This is a genomic window from Lutibacter sp. (assembly GCF_041596795.1).
Classification (GTDB): domain Bacteria; phylum Bacteroidota; class Bacteroidia; order Flavobacteriales; family Flavobacteriaceae; genus Lutibacter.
Map to the genome: position 1 here is coordinate 1 of NZ_JBFHHX010000059.1, position 19085 is coordinate 19085.

Genomic DNA, 19085 nt, shown 5'->3' on the forward strand with positions numbered 1-19085 from the left:
CATCCTCAGATTTTTCGTTTAAAATAGCCACTTTTGCCAATCTGCTTTCAATAGCACTAAACAGTTCAGATTCATCAAAAGGTTTTGTTAAATAATCATCGGCGCCCATATTCATACCTTTTCTAACATCTTTATGCTCTGTTTTTGCTGATAAAAAAATAAATGGAATGTGCTGGGTTATTTTTTCTTTTGATAAAATTTGAAGTACTCCGTAGCCATTTAATTCGGGCATCATAATGTCGCAAATTATAATGTCTGGCAGGTGTTTTTTTGCTAAATTAACGCCAATTTTACCATTTGCAGCTGTTAAAACGTGATAGTTGGCCAGTTCTAATAATTCTGCGGTATTTTCTCTAACAACTGCATCGTCTTCAATTAATAGTATGGTTTTCATGTTCAGTTTTATTTGGTATGGTTAGTATAAATGTTGAACCTTTGTTTACATTGCTAATAAAGTTAATGGTTCCACCTAAATTTTCTATATGATCTTTAACAATATTTAGTCCAATTCCGGTTCCAGGAACATTTAATGCATTTTCGGCTCTAAAATACCTATTGAAAATAAATTTTTTATCTTGTTCTGGTATGCCAATTCCGTGGTCGATAATTTTAAATTCGAAGTTTGAATTGGTTTGAGATATAAGTAATTGAATGTTGCTGTTTTCTGGAGAATATTTTATGGCATTATTAAGTACATTGGTTAAAGCTAGTTTTAAATATTTTTCGTCTTGGGTAATTTTAAACTCATCAATATTAGATGGGAATTGTATGTGTTGTCCTTCTTTTAACAACATATTTGCGTTATAAATAACTTCATTAATAACCGTGCTTAAATTAAAATTAGTGAATTTGTAATTAATATTGTTTGCTTCTAATTGTTCAATAGATAAGAAATCGTTTAAAATGGTATCTAAATATTGGGCTTTATTTGTAATGGTTTTTATATGTTTATCTCTTTTATTTTGCTCTTTTGTAAGGTGGTATTTATTTAATAGCATTGATGATGTTAAAATACCGCTTAACGGAGTTTTAAATTCATGAGAAACCATTGTTAGGAATTTAGATTTTAAATTATTTAATTCCTTTTCTTTTTTTAAGGCAATTTTTAAATTATTTTCTGCTGTAATTCTTTTTTTTATTTCTTTTTTAAAATTCTGATTTAATTCTTTTAATTGGGTAATAGTGTTATGTAAATCGGCCGTTTTTTGGGTAATTTTTTTCTCAAGTTCTAGTTTTAAAAAATGATCTCTTTTTTCGTTTTGCCTACGTAATGAAATATCTATTATTAAAGCAATTACATATTTTTTATTTTCATAGGTAAACGGATTTAATCCTATTTCTATTGGAAATTTTTTATTGCATTTAGATAATGCAATTAAATTTAACTCTTGGTTTATTCTTTTGGTGGTGTTAGAATTTTTAAAGTTTTCAAAAAAGGAAATATGAGAATCTCTCATTTGTTTTGGAATTAAGCAATTAAAATGGTTGTTTGTTAATTCACCTTTTTTATAGCCAAACATTTTCTCAGCAGGATGATTTGCAGCAACAATAGTTTGGTTTTTATCTATTATTAGTACACCTTCAGGAATTGCTTCAAATAGAATATTAAATATATATTTATCTTTATAAAACATAGAAAGCAATGTATTAAAGTCAATTGCGTATTAAATTTCGGAAAAAATCGCGTTAAAATTTAATTTTAGAGGCTTTATTTATTTAAAAACTATTCAATAGTTTATGAAATGAGATTATTTTATAAAAATAAGTGTGTTTAATTTAAAATGAAATTAAATTTTTAAGGAGTAATTGGTTTTTCAGAATAGTTATAAATATCGGGTAAAAGAATGGTACTACCATCATTATTTTTTATTGATAATTGGTAATTTATTGTAATTTTTGTTCCAATTGGAGCGTAGTAATATATAACCCAAGCATCGGCTTCTTTGGTGCCAATACAACCATTAGAATAGGCTTTGTTTAATGTAATTGGATTGGTGGTTGGATGAATTAATTGCCCGTTTCTAACACCATTTATTTCAGTTTCTATCCAAGGAATTTGGGGCATTTTTGTTGTTTTTTTATCGTCGCGACGCGTTAAATAATATTTTTGATTGTTAACAGGATTGTAGTAATCTGGGTTTTTAATATGTTTAATTATTTTTCCTTCACCAGTTTTGGTTTTTAAATCAATAACTGTTTTTGCCATTTTTAAGTATTTCTTTTCATTTCTTCCAACTCTAATTGGAAATTCAAATAGTTTTATTGAGTCTTCATAAATTCTTAATTTATATTCTGGAATGTTAATTACAATATGTGTTTTATTAAAAGAATTTAATAAGTTCTTGGCAGATTTTTCATCGGGAATTATAATTACAGCTCCTTTTTTAAGTGCAATTAATTTTTTTTGATTATAAACAAAAGAGTCTTTTTCTTGCATTCTGTAATAATCTGTATTTGCTAAAGTATCCAATATCCACGGATTAAATCTTACTAATAAATGCTCGGTTAAATTATAGTTTGTGGTTGAATTGTAATAATTTATTATAGAATCTAAATATTGAAAATAATTTTTTATTTGAATGTCTTTAGCAACAGTAAAAGTTGTGGTTGTTTTTTTTACCGTATCATTTTGTATTGTTTTTTGTTGTGTTTTTTTTATGGGTTTAGATCTGTCTTCAACACTAAAAAATATAAATGCAATAAATATAAAAATGAGTGCAAATGTTTTAAAAAGCAATTTTATATCTGTCATTTTAGTACTATTTAATTAGATCTTTTTGAAGTTGAATTTTTTCTAATTTCATTATGATATCTTTTAATATCATCATCATAATAATTTGTAATTCTTACTTGTTTACTTCGTCTTAAATTAATAGAATTAAATCTTGAAGGAAGCACATTTACCGTAACCCAAACACCATTTTCTAAATAGCGATAGTTACGTTGAGAAAAATCGTAATAAATTGTGTAATCTGGGAAATAAACATACCTAACAGTTTCAATTCTATTTGGGTAAAACCAAGGTGGAGGAGTGTGCCCTAATCTTGTTGTAAATACAACTGGGCCACAACTTTCTATTAAAAGAAAGCAAAAGAAAAAACTAACGAAAATAATTTTTTTCATGACCTTATAATTTAGAACATAAAAAGTAGTAAAAAATTAGCGTTTATAAAATGATATTTCTCAATTTGGAGCATTCTTTTTTGCGGCCTTTTCTTTTTCTTTTTCCAATTTTCTAAAATAGCCTCTCAATAAAAAATTATGTTTTAAAGCTTCTAAATCTTCATTTAATTTTACGCTTCCTTTTTTAATATTTAGCATTGTACTATCTATGTTTTTAACTAGCAAGGTGTCTGTTAATAAATAATTTATGGCTCCTTTTCCATCTTTCATAGTGGTAATTGTGCTGTTTAAATTGGTAACTACTTTGTTTATTTCAACACTGCTTTTATTTAAATTAGTAATAATAGATTTTATTTTATTTGCAGAAATTGAGTCGCTTAAAAGAGTGGAGGCAATGCTTTCTTCGTAATTTATAGCTTCTACAATTTGTTTTATTTCTTTTATAGTTTTTGCCGCATCATTACTTGCAATTTTTAAGTTAAGTACGGTATGTTGTAGGTTTGATGCTAACTCAGGATCTTTAATTAGCATACCTAAAGTACCTTTTCCTTGATTAATTGCTGAGGTTATTTTTAATAAATCTGATGTTAAAATGGCAGCATTTTCATTGGTAGCATTTAAGGTTTCAAGCATATCATTTGTAGATATTTTACTATATGACTTTATTGTGTCTCCAGGAATTAAATTAGGTGCCTCTTTATGATTTGGGACAATATTTATAACCATACTACCCACTAAACCATCAGAACCAATTGCTGCAACTGCATTCTTTTTTAAATGATTTAAAAATTTATTTTCAACAATCATTTCCACGCAAATAGTAGTGTCGTTTACCATTTCTATTTTTTTAACCGTACCAACGTTTATTCCTGAGTAGCGGACGTTATTACCTAGTTGCAAGCCATTTACATTGTTGAAAACTGCGTTTATTTTAAACGTTTTGCCAAATAAATTTTGTCTGTTTCCAATAAAATACAGTGCAATAATTAATACAATTGTACTTATAATTATAAATAAACCCAGATAAAATTTTTGTGTGCTTGTTTGTTTCATTATTAATCTATTTTTTGTGGTTTATTTTATTTGTAATTAAAAATTTCTAGCTTTTAATTTTGTTGATTCTGTTTATTTTAATGAGAATAAAATGCTTCTTAACATATTTATTTAAAAAATGCTTGTATTTTTTTGTCTTTTGAAGCTGTTAATTCTTTAAAAGTTCCTTCGGCATAATTAATTCCGTCTATCAGTAAAATCATTCTGTTTGCTATAACTCGTGCGCAATCCACATCATGTGTTATTATTAAAGAAGATGTGTTGTATTGCTTTTGAATATTTTTCATTAATTCAATAATTTCCTTTGCTGTTATTGGGTCTAAGCCTGTTGTTGGTTCATCAAAAATTATAATTTTAGGTTTCATTATTATAGCGCGCGCTAAAGCTACTCTTCGTTTCATTCCACCAGATAATTCTTCGGGCATTAAATTTATAGCAGATAGCAATCCAACACTTTTTAATGCTTCTGTAACTAATTTTTCAATTTCCTCAGTTGTTTTATTGCTTTTTCGTAATGGAAATTCTAAATTTTCTCGTACAGTCATAGAATCATATAAGGCGCTTCCTTGAAAAAGAAATCCTATTTCGGTACGCAAAACATTCATTTCATTTTGTGATAATTCTGATATGTTTTTTCCGGAAATTTCAATTGTACCTTCATCTGGAAATAATAAGCCAACCAAACATTTTATCATTACGGATTTACCTGAGCCTGATTTACCCATAATCACTAAGTTTTCACCTTCAAAAAGTTGCATTGAAAATCCGTTTAAAACAGTGTTGTCTCCAAAACTTTTTTTTAAGTTTTTTATATTCAATACAGGTTTTATGTTTTTAGGTGTTGTCATTTTTTTTAAATTTCAAAGAATATATCCGAAATAAATACAGCAATAAAGTCAATAACAAATAGCAACATAGAAGTATAAACTACAGCAGAATTTGAGGCTTCTCCAACTCCTACGGTTCCTTTTTTACAATAATAACCTTTAAAACAACCTACTAGTCCGATAGCAAATCCAAAGAAAAATGATTTTATGGTTGCAGGAATTATATCTGAAAATTTTAAAGCATCAAAAACCTTATTAAAGTAAAGTAAAAAAGAAACATTTCCTTTTAAATTTTCTACTAGTGCAGATCCAAATAGTGCAATTGCATCACCAAAAATAATAAGTAATGGCAACATTAGGGTTGCGGCTAAAATGCGTGTAACTACTAAATATTTAAAAGGGTTTGTGCCAGAAACTTCCATAGCATCAATTTGTTCAGTAACTCTCATAGAGCCTAATTCTGCTCCAATTCCTGAACTAATTTTACCTGTGCAAATTAATGCAATAATTACTGGGCCAATTTCTCTTACAATTGAAATACTAACCATAGATGGCATCCAAGATGCCGCGCCAAATTCCATTAAAGTTGGTCTAGATTGTAATGTAAATACCAATCCAAGAATAAAGCCTGTAACACCAACTAAAATTAATGATTTATTTGCCATATTATAACATTGGCGTAGTAGCTCTTTAAATTCAAATGGTGTTGAAAAAACTTCTTTAAAAAAACGTTTGGCAAAAAAAGATAACTCTCCTATTTCAATAAAAAAGGTTTTGAAACTAGTTAGTATTTTTTGTGTGTTATTCATCTTAATAGATGATTTAGCATTTAATGTAATTGGAATAATATTTAAAACCTATTCTATTTTAAAGTTACTATAAATTTTGCATTTATACTATTTTTTTGATTGAAGTGTTCTTAATTAATCAGTTATAATTTTATAACAAAAGATTTAAAAAATAAAAAAAGGAACCGTTACACTTAACAGCTCCTTTTGTTTTATTACATTAATTTATTAAAGGAAATTACCTTCAGCATCGGTTTTAATTTTTAATCTTTCATCACCATTTTCAAGGGTTATTTTATATTTTTTAGTTATTTTTCCTGAATCGTAATAACTTACTAAATACACATCTTTTTTAATTACCCACATCGGAAATCTTTTTGTAATTGCAGTAATTACTGCTTTTGGTAATGCTACATCGTTAAATCTTTCTGCAGTTCTAATAATTTCTCCATTTTTATCATAAGCAGCAAGAATAAAACCTTCAGGAATATAAAATGTAATTTCATAATAATCATAATCATCTCTATAGTATTCAGAGTTTTTTAGGTCGAAGCTAGCTACTTTATGCTCTAATAATGATACAGGAACTGAAGCGTTTTCTATACCAGTTTTATTTAAGTATTTATAGTTTGTAGCAGCAATTACAACTTCAGAAAGTTGTTCAGTTTTTATTTGGGCAAACGTTTGAATTGCTAACCCAAAAATTAGGAAACTTATTAATAGTTTTTTCATAATTTTAAAGCTTTTAGTTAATATTACTTTAAAATTATTTGTTTTTTATCTTGGAATCAATGATTGCTATCAGTTGATATATAATGATTTATATCAATTTTGGTAAATAAAAAAGGAAAATATTAGCATTAAAAAAGAAGATTAAAAAATAAAAAAACCTTTCAAATAAAATTGAAAGGTTTTTTAAATTGGTCGGGGTGGCAGGATTCGAACCTGCGACCTCCGCGTCCCAAACGCGGCGCGATAACCGGGCTACGCTACACCCCGAGTTTTAAAGAAATAAACTTATTAAAACAACAACAATATTTCTTTTATACTCAAATTTTTAGAGCGAAGTTTAAAACTACTACCCATATTAATTTCGGTGTGCAAATATAAAACTTAAAAAGTAGAATACAAGCAATTATTCAAAAATAAGTTTATAAGGTCTTTTAATAGCATCTTCAAGCTCAAAAACACCAATATTTCTGCTTTTTCTAATGGTTTCTTTTCCTTCAAAAAATACTAGTATTGTTGGCTCTACAAAAGCGCTATACTTTGCTGCTAGTTCCGGAGAAAAATTAAGGTCTATTTTGTAAAACTTTATTTTTGGAAAATTTTCATCAAGTAGTTTTATAACTTTAGGCTCAAATGCTTCTCCTACATTGCATGAAGTAGTTGAAAAATAATATAAAACAGCAGATTCTTTTAAAAGAATTTCGTCTGAAGCTTCTATGGAGTTAATATAATTTACGGGATTCATAATTTATGATGATAAATTTTAAAAGTATAGTAAAATTAGGGTTTAATTTTAACAAGAGTTATTAATAGTATCTTTTTATGATTTCATTATTAAAAATTATAAACAAAGGTATTTATTTATAATTAATTGCTATAAATTTGAAGATTATTTAAAAAGTAACAATTATGTCTAATACAATTGAAAGAATAAAATGTTTAATAATTGGTTCAGGACCTGCTGGATATACCGCTGCAATTTATGCGGCTAGAGCAGATTTGAAACCGGTTATGTATACTGGAATGCAAATGGGCGGTCAGCTTACAACTACTACAGAGGTGGATAATTTTCCAGGATACCCTAATGGAACGGATGGTACAGCAATGATGGAAGATCTAAAAAAACAAGCCGAACGTTTTGGAACTGAAGTTCGTTTTGGTTTAGTTACAGAAGTAAATTTTAGTAAAGAAGTTGGAGGTATTCATAAAGTAACTGTTGATGGTAATAAAGTAATTGAAGCAAATACTGTGATTATTTCTACTGGTGCAACTGCAAAATATTTAGGTTTAGAAAGTGAACAACGTTTAATTGGTGGTGGAGTATCTGCGTGCGCAACTTGCGATGGTTTCTTTTATAAGGGACAAGATGTGGTAGTTGTTGGAGCAGGAGATACTGCTGCAGAAGAAGCTACTTATTTGGCAAATATTTGTAAAAAAGTAACTTTATTGGTGCGTAAAGATTATATGCGCGCTTCTAAAGCAATGCAACATAGAGTTGATAAAACTGCAAATTTAGAAGTGAAATTTAACACTGAAATTGAAGAGGTTTTAGGTGATAATGTTGTGGAAGGTGTTCGTGTATTTAATAATATTACTGGCGAAAAAGAAGTAATTGATATTACAGGTGTATTTATTGCAATTGGTCATAAACCAAATACCGATATTTTTAAAGGTGTTTTAGATATGGATGAAACAGGTTACTTAATTACCAAAGGAAAATCTACAAAAACTAATTTACCAGGTGTTTTTGCAGCTGGTGATGTGCAAGATAAAGAATACAGACAAGCAGTAACTGCAGCCGGAACTGGTTGTATGGCCGCATTGGATGCTGAGCGATATTTAGGCGCTTTAGATTAATATAAAAAATGAAGTATAAAAGGCTCAAGTTAAATTGAGTCTTTTTTTGTGTATTTTAGGGTAACTGTTTTTGTAAATCTTACTAAATACAGTAATTTGAAATAAGGAACTGTTTAATTTTTATGACTAATTTTTTAAAAAATGGATTTATTTTCTAGTAGTTATTTTGTATTATTTTTAATTATTGTAATAGGGTTTATAATTGGCCGAATAAAAATTAAAGGAATTTCGTTAGATGTATCTGCGGTAATATTTGTTGCGTTGGTATTTGGTCATTACGGAATGGTTGTGCCAAAAGATTTTCAAAATTTAGGATTGGTGCTTTTTATTTTTACCATTGGTATACAAGCTGGACCAAGTTTTTTTGAATCCTTCAAAAAAAATGGAAGAGAGTTGGCTATTTTAGCTACCATACTTATTGTTAGTTCTGGTATTATTACTTTTTTAGTATTTTATTTTTTTAATATTGATAAAAACTTAGTTATAGGATTGTTAAACGGTGCGTTAACAAGTACACCCGGTTTAGCTGCTGCTATTGATTCTACTGGATCTCCATTGGCTTCAATTGGTTATGGTATTGGATATCCGTTTGGTGTTATTGGTGTTATTTTATTTGTGAGTTTTTTACCAAAAATTTTGCGTTTAAACATAAAAGAGGAAGAAAAAAAATATAAAGAACAAATTACTACTGAATTTCCTGAAATTGTTAGAAAACATTTTGTGGTTGAAAATGAAAATGTAATTGGGAAAACGTTTGGCGAATTGAATATCAGATTTATGACCAAGGCTGTTATTTCAAGAATTATGCATGGTAATGTGGCTTTGGCTCCTGAGCCTAATATGATATTGTATAAAGGAGATATAATAAAAGCTGTAGGTACGGTAAATGCTTTAGAAAGGGTAAAACTTTTAATTGGTAGTGAAGTTGATACAGAAATTCCTTTAGATACTAATTACGATGTAAGGTCTATTTTGGTAACAAACAAAGATGTTGTTAAAAAAACATTGGGACAATTAAATATTTTAGAAACTTATCACGCTACTATTACTCGTATTCGTCGTTCAGGAATTAATATTTCTCCAACTCCAAATTCAAAATTACAATTTGGTGATAAATTAATTGTTGTTTGCCATAAAGATAATATGAAAGATGTGAGCAGAATTTTTGGCGATGATACAAGTAAATTGTCTAGTACAGATTTTCTTCCAATTGCAGCAGGAATTATTTTAGGAATTTTAGTAGGTAAAATAAGTCTTTATTTTAGTGGTTTTTCATTTAGTTTAGGTTTAACAGGTGGTATTTTGTTGGTGGCATTAGTTTTAGGTAGAACAGGTAAAACCGGACCAATAATGTGGACAATGACTGGAGCTGCAAACCAACTGCTTAGGCAATTTGGATTGTTATTCTTTTTAGCTGCGGTTGGTACAAGTGCAGGTACTAGTTTAGTGGATACATTTCAAAAATATGGATTAGAGCTGTTTATGTATGGTATTATAATTACTTTGGTGCCAATGATTATTACAACTTTTGTAGCAAGGTATGTATGGAAATTAAACATATTAACTTTGTTAGGTACTTTAACAGGTAGTATGACTAGTACACCTGGTTTAGCAGCAGTTGATAATATGGTTGATGCCGATGCTCCAGCAATAGCATATGCAACTGTATATCCAATTGCAATGGTTTTACTAATTGTTGTGGTTCAAATTTTAAGTTTACTTTAAATTAAAATATTTTTTTATCGGGTTCTCTTTTGTAAATAGTAGCTCTGTCAAAAAATTCTAATAACTGAATTTTAGGATTTGAGTAAATATAAATTTCAGAAGAATTTCTAGCGTAAATATCTATTTTTTGCGTAGCATTAATGTAAATTTTAGAATCATTTTCAGCTTTTATAATAGCATTGTTTACTTTAAAATCATTGCCTTTAAAAGAGCTATTTCCAAATGAGTCTGTTTCAATATCTGTAGAACTTCCAGTAATATTTATTACAGCTTTATCTAACATATGAATGTTTATGTTTTTTGTTTGAATGGAGCCTTTTAAATTACTAGATTCTTCAGAAGTAATAGTTGTGTTTTCACAAAGAATTTCTAGCTTTAAATTACTTGTTTTTTTACAGCTTAATTGTACTTCTTTAGCATGTAGGTTTAAATCGTAATCGGCATTGTCAAAAGCATTTAAAGCAATAGTTTCAAAAATTAATAAACTTTTCGAAATAATATTTGCGTTGTTAAAAGCTGAGATTTCTTTAAAATTTTTATTCAGTTTAATATGAACAATTAATTCTTTTTTACGACCAATTTTATTATCGGTTTTAATAATTAATACGCCATCTTTAATTTCAGTTGTAACAACTTCTTGTAAATTAGAATCTGTTTCCACAAAAACCGATTGTGATTCTCCAAATGTTAAGTAAATATCAACATCATCAATAACTTCTATTTTATCAAATTCAGAAATATTTCTATTTTCTGTAGTAACATCTTTATTCCCTTTTAATTTTTCTTGTGAAAAAGTGGAAAATGATATTAAAAGTGCAATTAAAACGATAGGGTTATATAAATTTTTCATTATTTTGAACTTTATTTCACTTAAAGATAATATTTTTTTATGATTTATTTGCTCATTTAAAAATGTATGTTACTTTTGCTAAAATAAATGAAGAACAATAACGTAAATATGATTTGGTGGTGGAACTCTCTTAAACAATAAGCGAGAAGCAACTACTATTTTAATATTTTAATAATATAAATAAAAGGACTTATCTCGCGATAAGTCCTTTTTTATTTCAATCAAAATGAAACAACTAAAATTTAAAACCCTTGCAAAATATCAATTATCTGATACGGTAACACCAGTTGGGATGTACTCTAAAATTAGAGATAAATACGCCAATAGTTTGTTGTTAGAAGGTTCAGATTATCATAGCAAAGAAGAGAGTTATACCTTTATTTGTATAGAGCCAATTGTAACGTTAAAAGCCGATGCTAATAAGTTTACCTATTTTTATAAAAATCAGGAAATAGATGAGCAAACTATTGACAGAGATTTTTATAAAATTTTTGAAAATTATAAAAAAACAATTGAGGTAGATTGTGATGAATCATTAAAATCATTCAACGGTTTTTATGGGTATATTTCTTATAATTCTGTACAATATTTCGAAACTATTAAGTTAAAAGCTAAAAAAGCACCATCGGAAATACCAGATTTACAATTTAGCTTTTTCAGATTTGTTATTGCTATTAATCATTTTAATGATGAGCTAACACTAATTGAAAATATTGAAGAAGGAGAGAAATCTAGAATTGAAGAAATTGAAACTTTAATAAATTCAAGAACGTATGGTTTATATAAGTATAAATCTATTGGAAAAGAATCATCAAATTGTACCGATGCTGAATTTAAAAATAATGTTGCAAATGCAAAAAAACATTGTAAAAGAGGCGATGTATTTCAATTAGTTTTATCACGTCAATTTCAACAAAAATATAAAGGAGATGAGTTTAATGTGTACAGAGCATTAAGATCTATAAATCCATCACCATATTTATTTTATTTTGATTATGGTAATTTTAAATTAATGGGTTCATCACCAGAAGCTCAAATAAAAATAAACAAAGAAAAAGCAATAATTAATCCAATTGCAGGAACTTTTAGACGAACCGGAGATATGGCTTCTGATATTATTTTAGGAGAAAAACTATCGAAAGATAAAAAAGAAAACGCCGAACACGTAATGTTGGTAGATTTAGCACGTAACGATTTAAGTAAGCACGCAAGCAATGTAACCGTTGAGGTTTTTAAAGAAGTACAATACTTTAGTCATGTAATTCATTTAGTTTCTACGGTTCAAGGAAAACCAAAAGGAAAAGCTATAGAAATTGTTGGAGATACTTTTCCGGCAGGAACGTTAAGCGGCGCACCAAAATTTAAAGCAATGGAATTAATTGATACATATGAAAATCAAACTAGAGGATTTTATGGAGGAGCAGTTGGGTTTATAGGTTTAGATAATTCGGTAAATTTAGCAATTGCAATTCGCTCATTTGTTAGTAAAAATAACACGTTGTTTTATCAAGCAGGAGCCGGAATTGTAATTAATTCAACCGAAGAAGGAGAGTTGCAAGAAGTAAACAATAAATTGGCAGCATTAAAAAAAGCATTAATCTTAGCCGAAAAAATTTAAAAGATGAAAATATTAATACTAGATAATTACGATTCATTTACCTATAATTTGGTGCATATGGTTGAAGATATTACTGGAGAATATCCAACCGTTTTTAGAAATGATGAAATTGCTATTGAAGACATAAATAATTACGATTTAATTATATTATCACCAGGACCAGGAATACCAGATGAAGCAGGAATTTTAAAAGAAACCATTAAAACCTACGCAGGGATAAAACCAATTTTTGGAGTTTGTTTAGGTTTACAAGCTATAACTGAGGTTTTTGGTGGAAGTTTGCAAAATTTAGATTCGGTTTTTCATGGAGTGGCAACTAAAATGTCAATCACAAATTTTGATGCTGTAATTTATAAAGATATACCAACAGAATTTGAAGCGGCACGCTACCATTCTTGGATTGCGGCAACTCATGATTTTCCAGCTGAATTAGAAATAACAGCAGTTGATGAGTTTGGTGATATTATGAGTTTACAGCATAAAGTACACAATATTAGTGCGGTACAATTTCATCCAGAATCTATTTTAACACCATTAGGAGAAAAAATGGTGCGTAATTTTATTGAAGCAAATAAATAAAACTACAATGAAAGTAATATTAAATAAATTATTTGAACAACAGCGTTTAACCAAAAAGGAAGCTAAATCTATTTTAATTGAAATAGCAAGCGAAAAATTTAACGAAGCTCAATTAGCATCTTTTTTAACTGTATTTATGATGCGACCAATATCAGTAAATGAATTGACTGGTTTTAGAGAAGCATTATTAGAATTGGCTGTTAAAATTGATTTATCAGAATTTAACACTATTGATTTATGCGGAACTGGTGGTGATGGAAAAGATACTTTTAACATTTCTACATTAACATCTTTTGTTGTTGCAGGAACAGGAAATAAAGTGTCAAAACACGGAAATTATAGTGCATCCTCTGTAAGTGGATCATCAAACATGTTGGAATATTTAGGGTATAAATTCACAAACAATCAAGATATTTTAAAATCGCAAATAGATAAAGCAAATATTTGCTTTTTACATGCGCCTATGTTTCATCCGGCAATGAAAGCTGTTGGACCTGTAAGAAAGAAATTGGGAATGAAAACTTTTTTTAATATGCTAGGACCATTGGTAAATCCAAGTAATCCGCAAAATCAATTAGTAGGTGTTTTTAATTTAGAAGTTGCCAGAGTTTATAATTATTTATTACAAGAAGCTAAGCAAAATTATGGAATTATACATAGTATTGATGGTTACGATGAAATTTCTTTAACAAGTGGTTTTAAACTGTTTTCTAAAAATAATGAAGAACAAATTACACCTGAAGATTTAGGATTAAAGAGATTAAATCAATCAGAAATTTTTGGAGGTACAACTGTAGATTCATCCGCAAAAATATTTATTTCTATAATTGAAGGGAAAGGAACAGAAGCACAAAATAATGTAGTTTTGGCAAATGCAGCATTTGCTTTAAAAACACTAGATTCAAACAAAAGTTTTGAAGACGCTTTTGAAGAGGCAAAATCATCGTTGTTTGGGTTAAAGGCAAAAGATTGTTTAACTAAATTAGTAAGTTAAAATGAATGTTTTAGATAAAATTATAGCATTTAAAAAGAAAGAAGTTGCTCAATTAAAAAGAGAAGTTTTAGTTGAAAAATTAGTAAAAAGTCCAGGTTTTAAACGAACTCCACTTTCATTAAAAGAATCATTAACGGTTAAAGGTTCTTCCGGAATTATTGCAGAATTTAAACGTCAGTCTCCATCAAAGGGAATTATTAACGATAAAGCGTCAATTGTAGAAGTTACCCAAGGTTATTTAGAGGCTAAAGTGGCTGCACAATCTATTTTAACGGATACTCATTTTTTTGGAGGTACTATTTTAGACTTAATGCAAGCACGTTCTGTAAATGATACAACACCAATTTTAAGAAAAGATTTTATTGTTGATGGGTTTCAAATTGTAGAAGCAAAGGCCATTGGAGCAGATGTAATTTTATTAATTGCAGCTTGTTTAACTAAAGAAGAATTGAAAAACTATGGAAAACTAGCTGAAGATTTAGGATTGGATGTTTTATATGAAGTGCACACAAAAGAAGAATTAGATAAAATAGATTTAGACCATAAAATTATTGGAATTAACAACCGTAATTTAAAAACTTTTGAGGTTGATTTAGAGCATTCTATAGAATTAGCAAGCCAAATTCCAAGCAGTTGTATAAAAGTTTCTGAAAGTGGTATTTCTGATCCAAGAATTATTACAGGATTAAAAGAATACGGATTTCAAGGGTTTTTAATTGGTGAAAACTTTATGAAAACTGAAGATCCTGGTTACGCGTGTCAAGAATTTATTTCTCAAATAAGGTAGTTTTTGACGCTGAAAAGTTTATAAGTTGAATAGTGTAAAAGTTTAAATGTGTAGTTTTTAAAACCCTTACACCTTTAAAATATTAAACCTTTAAACAAATTATATATGAAAATTAAAGTTTGTGGAATGCGCGAATCTGAAAATATTCAAAGTTTAATTGCTTTGGGACCAGATTTTATAGGTTTTATTTTTTACAACAAATCTAAACGTTTTGTAAGTGATTTTCCTCAAGTAGAAATTCCGTTGTACATAAAAAAAGTGGGTGTTTTTGTAAATGAATCTATAGAGAATATTTTTCAAACTGTAACCAAATTTAGTTTAGATTTTGTGCAGTTACACGGAAATGAAACTCCAGAATATATAAAGGAATTACAAAAAAAATGTAACGTTGAGAGTAGTAGTAATTACTTTTCAGAATCATTTCAACTAGGTATAATTAAAGCTTTTTCAGTTGATGAAAATTTTGATTTTGGACTAACTCAACAATTTGAAAACACTTGCGATTATTTTATTTTTGATACCAAAGGAGAAAATTACGGTGGAAATGGTATTAAATTTAATTGGGAAATATTAAAAAAATACAAAGGAGAAGTACCGTTTTTATTAAGCGGAGGAATTTCAAAAAATGATTCAGAAGCAATACTCTCTTTTTTAAGTAAGCAAGAATCTGAAAAATGTATTGGATTAGATATCAATAGCGGTTTTGAATTAAACCCTGGAGTTAAAAATATAGAAGATATTAAAGAATTTAAACAAAATTTAGAATGAACTATTTTGTAGATGAAAACGGATATTACGGAGATTTTGGAGGTGCATATATTCCAGAAATGTTATATCCAAATGTAGAAGAACTACGTCAGAATTATATTTCAATAATGAAAGAACCTTCTTTTCAACAAGAATTTCAAGAATTATTGAAGGAATATGTTGGGCGTCCAACACCTTTGTATTTTGCAAAGCGATTATCGGAAAAATACAATACCAAAATTTACCTAAAACGTGAAGATTTATGTCATACAGGTGCACATAAAGTAAACAATACAATTGGCCAAATTTTAATGGCAAAGCGTTTAGGTAAAAACAGAATTATTGCCGAAACCGGAGCTGGGCAACATGGAGTTGCAACGGCTACAGTTTGTGCCTTAATGGGTTTAGAGTGCATTGTGTATATGGGCGAAATAGATATTGCTCGTCAAGCGCCAAATGTTGCTCGTATGAAAATGTTAGGCGCAACGGTTGTTCCTGCATTATCAGGCAGTAGAACATTAAAAGATGCTACAAATGAAGCAATTAGAGATTGGATTAACAATCCGGTTGATACACATTATATTATAGGTTCTGTTGTTGGTCCACATCCATATCCAGATATGGTTGCACGTTTCCAGTCTGTAATTTCAGAAGAAATTAAAAAGCAATTAAAAGAAAAAGAAGGAAAAGAAACCCCAGATTATGTAATTGCTTGTGTTGGTGGAGGAAGTAATGCAGCCGGAGCTTTTTATCATTTTTTAGATAATGAAGATGTAAAATTAATAGCAGTTGAGGCTGCCGGTTTAGGTGTAGATTCTGGTGAAAGTGCAGCAACAAGTGTTTTAGGAAATGAAGGAATTATTCACGGAAGTAAAACTTTATTAATGCAAACTAAGGATGGGCAAATTACAGAACCATATTCTATTTCTGCAGGATTAGATTATCCAGGAGTTGGACCTTTACACGCACATTTATGTAAATCTAATAGAGCAGAATTTATTGCAATTACAGATGATCAAGCTATGAACGCGGGATTGGAATTATGTAAATTAGAAGGTATTATTCCTGCAATTGAAAGTTCACATGCGTTGGCAGTTTTTGAAACTAAGAAATTTAAAAAAGATGCTATAGTTGTATTGAATTTATCGGGTAGAGGTGATAAGGATTTAGATACATATATAAAATATTTTAATTTGTAATAAAATGAATAGAATAAATATAAAATTACAAGAAAATAAAAAACTACTGTCTATCTATTTTACGGCTGGTTATCCTACATTAAATGATACGGTTTCGGTTATAGAACAACTTGAAAAAAGTGGTGTTGATATGATAGAAATTGGATTGCCTTTTAGTGATCCTTTAGCTGATGGACCAACAATTCAGGCAAGTTCTACAACGGCATTAAATAACGGAATGACAACTACTGTTTTGTTTGATCAGTTAAAAAACATCAGAAAAACAGTATCAATACCTTTAATTATTATGGGTTATTTTAACCCAATGATGCAGTATGGAGTTGAAAAATTTTGCCAAAAATGTGCTGAAATTGGTATTGATGGCTTAATTATTCCAGATTTACCTGTAAAGGAATACAACGATAATTATAAAGCAATTTTTGAGAAATACGGATTAATAAATGTGTTTTTAATTACACCACAAACATCAATAGAAAGAATTAAATTTATTGATGAAATATCAAACGGATTTATTTATATGGTAAGTTCAGCGAGTGTTACTGGTAGTAAAAATAGCTTTGGCGCAACTCAAAATGATTATTTTGAACGTATAGCAGCAATGAATTTAAAAGCGCCTCAAATAATTGGATTTGGTATTTCAAATGCAGAAACATTTAAACAAGCTACAAAATATGCAAAAGGAGCCATTATTGGATCTGCTTTTGTAAATCATTTAACAAAGAACGGTACAAAAGACATTGATAAATTTGTGAATGCGATTTTAGAGTAATATCTTTAAGGATATAACTATAAAACTAAAGTGATGGAATTACCAAAAAGAGCAGGAAACACCCCAATAAGAGTTGATTTAGAAGAAGGAAAGCGTTATGCTTGGTGTGCTTGTGGATTATCTGGTACACAACCGTTTTGTGATGGGCAACATAAAGGACACGGTATGAGTCCGGAAGTATTTGTTGCTGAAAAAACTGAAACTAAATATTTATGTACTTGTAAATCTACCAAAAACGGACCATTTTGTGATGGTTCGCACAAATAGTTAAAAGAATTTTTTATACTGCAAAACCCTAAAATCAAATGTATTGAAGTTAGGGTTTTGTTTTTTTAATAGTTTATATTCTGGATTACTTCCAACAGCTCTATTAGCTGTTCCGGTGGGTGCTGTTAAAGAAATAACTTCAATTATTCTTGAATCAAATTTGAAATGATGAATTTTTGGAGTATCTAATGAAATTGGTTTTAATGTAAAGTTATTAGCTTTTAATTGTTTTCTTAAATGATATTCAGGGCCATTTTTACTATTTCCACCAGTTAAAAGCAACGTGGTAACTGTTGGGTTTTTTTCTAAATAAAAAAGCATATTTCTAAGTTTAATATTTTCCATTCCTAAATCTGAAGCATCTAATTTTTTGCGTTCACAAGATTCAACAATATCACAAATACCAATATTGTTGGTTATTAAAAATTCTTTTCGTTGCTGTATTGCAAAATCGGTAGTTTCATAATGTAATTTTAAAGAAAATATTTCATCTAAAATTTTCCATAATTGACCATCAATGCTTCCATAACAAAAATCAACATCGCCATTTTTTAAATTTCCAACTGAAAATCTAGGTGGAGGTAAAGTTCCAACTATTAATTTTGTAGCATTTTTTGGTATAAATGGTTTATATGGATGTTTATGTAATATCATTTATTAAAACGTTTTACGTTGTTTTGTTAAATCTACTAATAATTATTTCAATAGTGGTTGCAACAAAAAAATACTACGTAAATTTGAACACTTATAGAAAAAGATGGTAGAAAGTATAAATAGATTTTTAAAAAGTTTAGATTTCTTAAAAGGAATTGTAATGGCAATAGCTGTACTTATTCCTATTTTTATTAGTAACTATATTTTAAATGATATTCACATAGGTTTTAGTATGGCACTTGGAGTACTGTTTTGTGCCCCAACTGACGTTCCTGGAAGTACAAAACATGTGTTTTTTGGTATTTTAATTGCGGTTATTTTGTCTTTTTGTTTAACATTTCTATTTGGTTCTATTGCAACTATATTTTGGTTGTTATTACCTGTATTAGGTCTTACTTTTTTTTCAGTTTCATATATCGCAGTTTTTGGATTTAGAGCATCATTAATTTCATTTGTTGGGCTTTTAACAATTACATTAAGTTTTACCAGAGATTATTCAAAAGAGAGTTTATTGCAACA

General features: G+C 28.7%; 21 protein-coding genes, 1 tRNA gene and 1 pseudogene. 11 read left to right on the forward strand and 12 right to left on the reverse strand.

From position 1 onward, the window contains the following. The 10 genes from ABY298_RS08550 to ABY298_RS08595 all read right to left on the reverse strand — a co-directional run. Positions 1-394: response regulator transcription factor (locus tag ABY298_RS08550; RefSeq protein ID WP_372745606.1), on the reverse strand; the 394-nt coding region annotated here is incomplete at its 3' end. Further along, positions 372-1634: an ATP-binding protein gene (locus tag ABY298_RS08555; RefSeq protein WP_372745607.1), complete on the reverse strand. Its 1263-nt coding sequence runs from the start codon at positions 1632-1634 to the stop codon at positions 372-374. The genes ABY298_RS08550 and ABY298_RS08555, both read right to left, overlap by 23 nt. A gap of 161 nt (positions 1635-1795) precedes the next feature. After that, the gene (locus ABY298_RS08560; protein WP_372745608.1) at positions 1796-2752 is read right to left on the reverse strand and encodes a L,D-transpeptidase; all 957 of its coding nucleotides are present in this window, start codon (positions 2750-2752) and stop codon (positions 1796-1798) included. Between the two features lie 11 nt (positions 2753-2763). Then, positions 2764-3123 (reverse strand): hypothetical protein, encoded by a 360-nt coding sequence (locus ABY298_RS08565; RefSeq protein WP_372745609.1) that lies wholly within the window; start codon positions 3121-3123, stop codon positions 2764-2766. A gap of 60 nt (positions 3124-3183) precedes the next feature. After that, positions 3184-4176 (reverse strand): MlaD family protein, encoded by a 993-nt coding sequence (locus ABY298_RS08570; protein WP_372745610.1) that lies wholly within the window; start codon positions 4174-4176, stop codon positions 3184-3186. Between the two features lie 107 nt (positions 4177-4283). Beyond that, entirely contained in the window at positions 4284-5024 is a 741-nt protein-coding gene (locus ABY298_RS08575; RefSeq protein ID WP_372745611.1) for an ABC transporter ATP-binding protein, read from the reverse strand. A gap of 5 nt (positions 5025-5029) precedes the next feature. Continuing rightward, complete coding sequence (locus ABY298_RS08580; protein ID WP_372745612.1) at positions 5030-5812, reverse strand: MlaE family ABC transporter permease; 783 nt, start codon at positions 5810-5812, stop codon at positions 5030-5032. Between the two features lie 207 nt (positions 5813-6019). Continuing rightward, a complete protein-coding gene (locus ABY298_RS08585) occupies positions 6020-6523 on the reverse strand; it encodes a nicotinate-nucleotide adenylyltransferase (RefSeq protein WP_372745613.1) in 504 nt (167 codons plus the stop codon). Between the two features lie 189 nt (positions 6524-6712). Further along, a tRNA-Pro gene (locus ABY298_RS08590) sits at positions 6713-6790 on the reverse strand. A 136-nt stretch (positions 6791-6926) separates the two neighbouring features. Next, positions 6927-7265 (reverse strand): thioredoxin family protein, encoded by a 339-nt coding sequence (locus tag ABY298_RS08595; protein ID WP_372745614.1) that lies wholly within the window; start codon positions 7263-7265, stop codon positions 6927-6929. A 164-nt stretch (positions 7266-7429) separates the two neighbouring features. Between ABY298_RS08595 and trxB the strand changes: the two genes are divergently transcribed. Both trxB and ABY298_RS08605 read left to right on the forward strand, forming a co-directional pair. Continuing rightward, a complete protein-coding gene (gene trxB, locus ABY298_RS08600) occupies positions 7430-8377 on the forward strand; it encodes a thioredoxin-disulfide reductase (RefSeq protein WP_372745615.1) in 948 nt (315 codons plus the stop codon). 141 nt (positions 8378-8518) lie between these two features. Further along, positions 8519-10102: an aspartate:alanine exchanger family transporter gene (locus ABY298_RS08605; RefSeq protein WP_372745616.1), complete on the forward strand. Its 1584-nt coding sequence runs from the start codon at positions 8519-8521 to the stop codon at positions 10100-10102. A gap of 1 nt (position 10103) precedes the next feature. On the opposite strand, the gene ABY298_RS08610 is transcribed toward ABY298_RS08605, so the two are convergent. Then, complete coding sequence (locus ABY298_RS08610; protein WP_372745617.1) at positions 10104-10952, reverse strand: GIN domain-containing protein; 849 nt, start codon at positions 10950-10952, stop codon at positions 10104-10106. Positions 10953-11178: 226 nt separating this feature from the next. On the opposite strand from ABY298_RS08610, the gene ABY298_RS08615 reads away from it, so the two are divergent. From ABY298_RS08615 to ABY298_RS08650, 8 genes are all read left to right on the forward strand, one after another. After that, positions 11179-12570 (forward strand): anthranilate synthase component I family protein, encoded by a 1392-nt coding sequence (locus ABY298_RS08615; RefSeq protein ID WP_372745618.1) that lies wholly within the window; start codon positions 11179-11181, stop codon positions 12568-12570. A 3-nt stretch (positions 12571-12573) separates the two neighbouring features. Then, positions 12574-13149 (forward strand): aminodeoxychorismate/anthranilate synthase component II, encoded by a 576-nt coding sequence (locus ABY298_RS08620; protein ID WP_372745619.1) that lies wholly within the window; start codon positions 12574-12576, stop codon positions 13147-13149. Between the two features lie 7 nt (positions 13150-13156). Then, positions 13157-14143: an anthranilate phosphoribosyltransferase gene (gene trpD / locus ABY298_RS08625; protein WP_372745620.1), complete on the forward strand. Its 987-nt coding sequence runs from the start codon at positions 13157-13159 to the stop codon at positions 14141-14143. A gap of 1 nt (position 14144) precedes the next feature. Further along, positions 14145-14930 (forward strand): indole-3-glycerol phosphate synthase TrpC, encoded by a 786-nt coding sequence (gene trpC, locus ABY298_RS08630; RefSeq protein WP_372745621.1) that lies wholly within the window; start codon positions 14145-14147, stop codon positions 14928-14930. A gap of 105 nt (positions 14931-15035) precedes the next feature. Next, entirely contained in the window at positions 15036-15698 is a 663-nt protein-coding gene (locus ABY298_RS08635; RefSeq protein ID WP_372745622.1) for a phosphoribosylanthranilate isomerase, read from the forward strand. Continuing rightward, complete coding sequence (gene trpB, locus ABY298_RS08640; protein WP_372745623.1) at positions 15695-16876, forward strand: tryptophan synthase subunit beta; 1182 nt, start codon at positions 15695-15697, stop codon at positions 16874-16876. The genes ABY298_RS08635 and trpB overlap by 4 nt, the downstream gene beginning before the upstream one ends. Positions 16877-16880: 4 nt before the next feature. Continuing rightward, positions 16881-17645 (forward strand): tryptophan synthase subunit alpha, encoded by a 765-nt coding sequence (gene trpA, locus ABY298_RS08645; RefSeq protein WP_372745624.1) that lies wholly within the window; start codon positions 16881-16883, stop codon positions 17643-17645. Positions 17646-17678: 33 nt separating this feature from the next. After that, entirely contained in the window at positions 17679-17912 is a 234-nt protein-coding gene (locus tag ABY298_RS08650; RefSeq protein ID WP_372745625.1) for a CDGSH iron-sulfur domain-containing protein, read from the forward strand. Here ABY298_RS08650 and ABY298_RS08655 read toward each other — a convergent pair whose 3' ends face one another. Further along, the gene (locus ABY298_RS08655) at positions 17913-18566 is read right to left on the reverse strand and encodes a uracil-DNA glycosylase family protein (RefSeq protein WP_372745627.1); all 654 of its coding nucleotides are present in this window, start codon (positions 18564-18566) and stop codon (positions 17913-17915) included. A 103-nt stretch (positions 18567-18669) separates the two neighbouring features. Between ABY298_RS08655 and ABY298_RS08660 the strand changes: the two are divergent. Beyond that, a pseudogene (locus ABY298_RS08660) lies at positions 18670-19085 on the forward strand (hypothetical protein); the annotation flags it as partial.